The sequence below is a fragment of the Longimicrobium sp. genome, assembly GCA_036377595.1.
Taxonomy (GTDB): Bacteria; Gemmatimonadota; Gemmatimonadetes; order Longimicrobiales; family Longimicrobiaceae; genus Longimicrobium.
In genome coordinates, this window is sequence record DASUYB010000178.1 from 1 (window position 1) to 3,140 (window position 3,140).

At 68.7% G+C, this 3,140-nt stretch carries 7 protein-coding genes; all 7 read left to right on the forward strand.

Annotated elements, in window-relative coordinates; translation table 11 throughout:
• The coding region (tuf, locus tag VF092_29380; GenBank protein ID HEX6751440.1) for an elongation factor Tu at positions 1–141 on the forward strand (141 nt) is incomplete at its 5' end.
• A gap of 86 nt (positions 142–227) precedes the next feature.
• On the forward strand, positions 228–377 hold the full coding sequence (gene rpmG, locus VF092_29385) for a 50S ribosomal protein L33 (GenBank protein HEX6751441.1): 150 nt from the start codon (positions 228–230) through the stop codon (positions 375–377).
• Between the two features lie 91 nt (positions 378–468).
• Positions 469–678 carry a preprotein translocase subunit SecE gene (gene secE / locus VF092_29390; GenBank protein HEX6751442.1) on the forward strand — a complete coding sequence of 70 codons (210 nt, stop codon included), beginning with the start codon at positions 469–471 and terminating at the stop codon, positions 676–678.
• Between the two features lie 5 nt (positions 679–683).
• Positions 684–1,232 (forward strand): transcription termination/antitermination protein NusG, encoded by a 549-nt coding sequence (nusG, locus tag VF092_29395; protein ID HEX6751443.1) that lies wholly within the window; start codon positions 684–686, stop codon positions 1,230–1,232.
• A 47-nt stretch (positions 1,233–1,279) separates the two neighbouring features.
• Positions 1,280–1,705, forward strand: coding sequence for a 50S ribosomal protein L11 (rplK, locus tag VF092_29400; GenBank protein HEX6751444.1), 426 nt, complete (start codon positions 1,280–1,282; stop codon positions 1,703–1,705).
• A 236-nt stretch (positions 1,706–1,941) separates the two neighbouring features.
• Positions 1,942–2,637: a 50S ribosomal protein L1 gene (gene rplA / locus VF092_29405; GenBank protein HEX6751445.1), complete on the forward strand. Its 696-nt coding sequence runs from the start codon at positions 1,942–1,944 to the stop codon at positions 2,635–2,637.
• Between the two features lie 4 nt (positions 2,638–2,641).
• The coding region (rplJ, locus tag VF092_29410; GenBank protein HEX6751446.1) for a 50S ribosomal protein L10 at positions 2,642–3,140 on the forward strand (499 nt) is incomplete at its 3' end.

Below are 3,140 nucleotides of genomic sequence, written 5' to 3' on the forward strand. Positions count from 1 at the left end.
GAGATGGTGATGCCGGGCGACAACGTGCAGATGACGGTGGAGCTGATCACGCCCATCGCCATGGAGAAGGAGCTGCGCTTCGCCATCCGCGAGGGCGGCCGCACCGTGGGCGCCGGCGTCGTCACCGAGATCATCGACTGACCGCGGTTTCGTAACGAAGGTGCGGCGGGGGGACCGCTCCCCGCCGCCTGCCGTCTGAGAACGGTACAGATACAGGAGCTGGAGCCATGCGCGACAAGGTCATCCTCGCCTGCACCGAGTGCAAGGAGAGGAACTACCACCTGACCAAGAACAAGCGGAAGCACCCCGAGCGGCTGGAGTACAGCAAGTACTGCCCGCGGTGCAACAAGCACCAGCCGCACCGCGAGACCAAGTAAGGTCCTCGCGCGGCCGCGCCCGCCGGAGCTTCCGGCGGCGCGGCGCCCGGTGCTCACCCAACGCAACCGCTACTTCCGGCCTCGCAAGGGAATGGCAGAGACGACCCGTACCACCGTGCTGGACTTCTTCGGCGAAGTCGGCGAGCAGATCCGCAAGGTGACCTGGCCGGACCGCGACCAGCTGCTGAACTCCACCGGCGTGATCGTGGTGTTCGTGATCGCGGTGGCGCTCATCATCTTCGGGATGGACCGCATCATCATGGCCATCCTGAACCTGGTCACCTCGCTCTTCACGGGGTGATGGGGATGGGCGACGCCAGGTGGTACGCGATCCAGAGCTACTCGGGGCACGAGAACAAGGTCCAGCGGCTGATCCAGCGCCGGATCGACGAGGAGCCGGGCGAGGCGGAGCAGAAGCAGATCCAGGAAGTGCTGGTGCCCACCCAGGAGCAGGTGGAGCTGCGCAACGGGAAGCGGGTGACGGTGACCCGCAAGCTGTATCCCGGCTACGTGCTGGTGAAGATGGTGTACAACCAGCGCACCGCGCACACCATCTCGGCCATCCAGGGGGTGCTGAAGTTCCTGGGCTCGGGCTCCGAGCCCCAGCCGCTGACCGACGACGAGCTGGCCAAGATCTTCGGGCAGGAGACCGAGGCCCCGGTGGCCGAGGAGCCGCAGATCCTGATCCCCTTCACCAGCGGGCAGGTGGTGGAGGTGACCGACGGGCCGTTCAAGGAGTTCAGCGGCACGGTGCAGGAGATCGACCACGACAAGGGGAAGGTGAAGGTGGAGGTCAGCCTCTTCGGGCGCCCCACCTCCATCGAGCTCGACTACACCCAGCTCCGCGGGTTCTGACCGTCTGACACGGTCGGCCGCGGACTTCAAGGACCGAGGGTCGCGACATGGCGAAGAAGGTTACCGGTTTCATCAAGCTCCAGGTTCCGGCCGGGGCGGCCAACCCGGCGCCCCCCGTGGGCCCCGCGCTGGGCCAGCACGGCGTGAACATCATGGAGTTCTGCAAGCAGTTCAACGCGCGGACGCAGGGCCAGCCGGGGATGATCATCCCGGTGGAGATCACGGTCTACGCCGACCGCTCGTTCACGTTCATCACCAAGACGCCGCCGGCGGCCGTGCTGCTGAAGAAGGCGGCGGGGCTCGACAAGGGCTCGGCGTCGAGCAAGAAGACCAAGGTCGGCCGCGTGACCCGCGAGCAGCTCCGGCAGATCGCCGAGACCAAGATGCCCGACCTGAACGCCGCCGACATCGACGGCGCCATGCGCATGATCGCGGGCACCGCCCGCTCGATGGGGCTCGAGGTCGTCGACTGACGAGCCCTTCCGTCCGGCCTTCGCGCCGGACGGATGAACGACGGGGCGCGCACGGTGGCATCGCGCGTTCCGCCGGAGGCAGGAGAAGCGAAGTCGCGATTTCGGAGCAGGGAGCGGGCTCCTGCCCTCCCGTGATCCACGGATCACCCGGCGCGGCTTCCGTCCGCCAGACCACCGCAGGCGCAGGGCGACGCAGCGGCGGGAGGACTCGTTCAAGGATTCGCCTGAGGGAGTACATGCCCAAGCACGGAAAGAAATTCCGCGACGCGCAGGCGCGTGTGCCCCAGGGGTCGTCCTTCACCCCCACCGAGGCGGTGGGGCTGGTGAAGGAGCTCAGCTTCGCCAAGTTCGACGAGACCGTGGAAGCGGCCGTCCGGCTCGGCGTGGACCCCAGGCACGCGGACCAGATCGTCCGCGGGGCGGTCGTCCTTCCCCACGGTACGGGGAAGACCGCGCGCGTGCTGGTGATCGCCCAGGGCGACAAGGCGCGCGAGGCGGAGGAAGCCGGGGCCGACTACGTCGGCACCGAGTACGTCCAGCGGATCAAGGACGGGTGGCTGGACTTCGACGTGGTGGTGGCCACGCCCGACATGATGGGCCAGGTGGGCCAGCTGGGCCGCATCCTGGGCCCGCGCGGGCTGATGCCGACGCCGAAGGCCGGCACCGTGACGCCCGACGTGACCCGCGCGGTGCGCGAGATCAAGGCGGGCAAGATCGAGTTCCGCGTGGACCGCACGGGGAACGTGCACGTGCCCATCGGCAAGGTGTCCTTCGAGCCGCAGAAGCTGGAGGAGAACCTCACCGCGTTCATGGACACGGTGATCCGCGCCAAGCCCGCCGCCGCCAAGGGGACCTACGTCCGCGCGGTGACGGTGAGCAGCACCATGGGCCCGGGCGTGCCCGTCGACGCCAACCTCTTCCGCAGGGGCTAGACCGATGAAGAGAAGCGACAAGGACGAGTTCATCGGCGAGCTCAAGCAGAAGCTGGAAGGCGCCAGCGCGTTCTACCTGACCGACTTCACGGGGCTGAACGTCAAGCAGATGACGCAGTTCCGCGCCCGCCTGCGCAAGCAGGGGGTGGAGTACGTGGTGGTCAAGAACACGCTGGCCCAGCGGGCCCTGCAGGGGCTCGACGTGCCCGACGTGGCGGCGTTCTTCACCGGCCCCACCGGGGTGGTGATCGGCCGCGACGACGCGGTGGCCGCCGCCAAGGCGCTCACCGACTTCGCCCGCGAGTTCGGCGACCGGCCGGCGGTGAAGGTCGGGATCGTGGAGCGCCGCGAGGTGACCCCCGAGCAGGTGAAGAAGCTGGCCGACATGCCGCCGCGCGAGGTCCTGCTCGCGCAGCTGGCCGGCGGGCTGCAGCAGCCGATGGCGCGGCTGGCGGGCGGGATGAGCCAGCTCCTCGCGGGCTTCGCCCGCGCGGTGGACGCGC

Bases quoted from the DNA above. Each gene is read 5' to 3' on its own strand.
- rpmG (HEX6751441.1), top strand. From the start codon at position 228: ATGCGCGACAAGGTCATCCTCGCCTGCACCGAGTGCAAGGAGAGGAAC.
- secE (HEX6751442.1), top strand. From the start codon at position 469: ATGGCAGAGACGACCCGTACCACCGTGCTGGACTTCTTCGGCGAAGTC.
- nusG (HEX6751443.1), top strand. From the start codon at position 684: ATGGGCGACGCCAGGTGGTACGCGATCCAGAGCTACTCGGGGCACGAG.
- rplK (HEX6751444.1), top strand. From the start codon at position 1,280: ATGGCGAAGAAGGTTACCGGTTTCATCAAGCTCCAGGTTCCGGCCGGG.
- rplA (HEX6751445.1), top strand. From the start codon at position 1,942: ATGCCCAAGCACGGAAAGAAATTCCGCGACGCGCAGGCGCGTGTGCCC.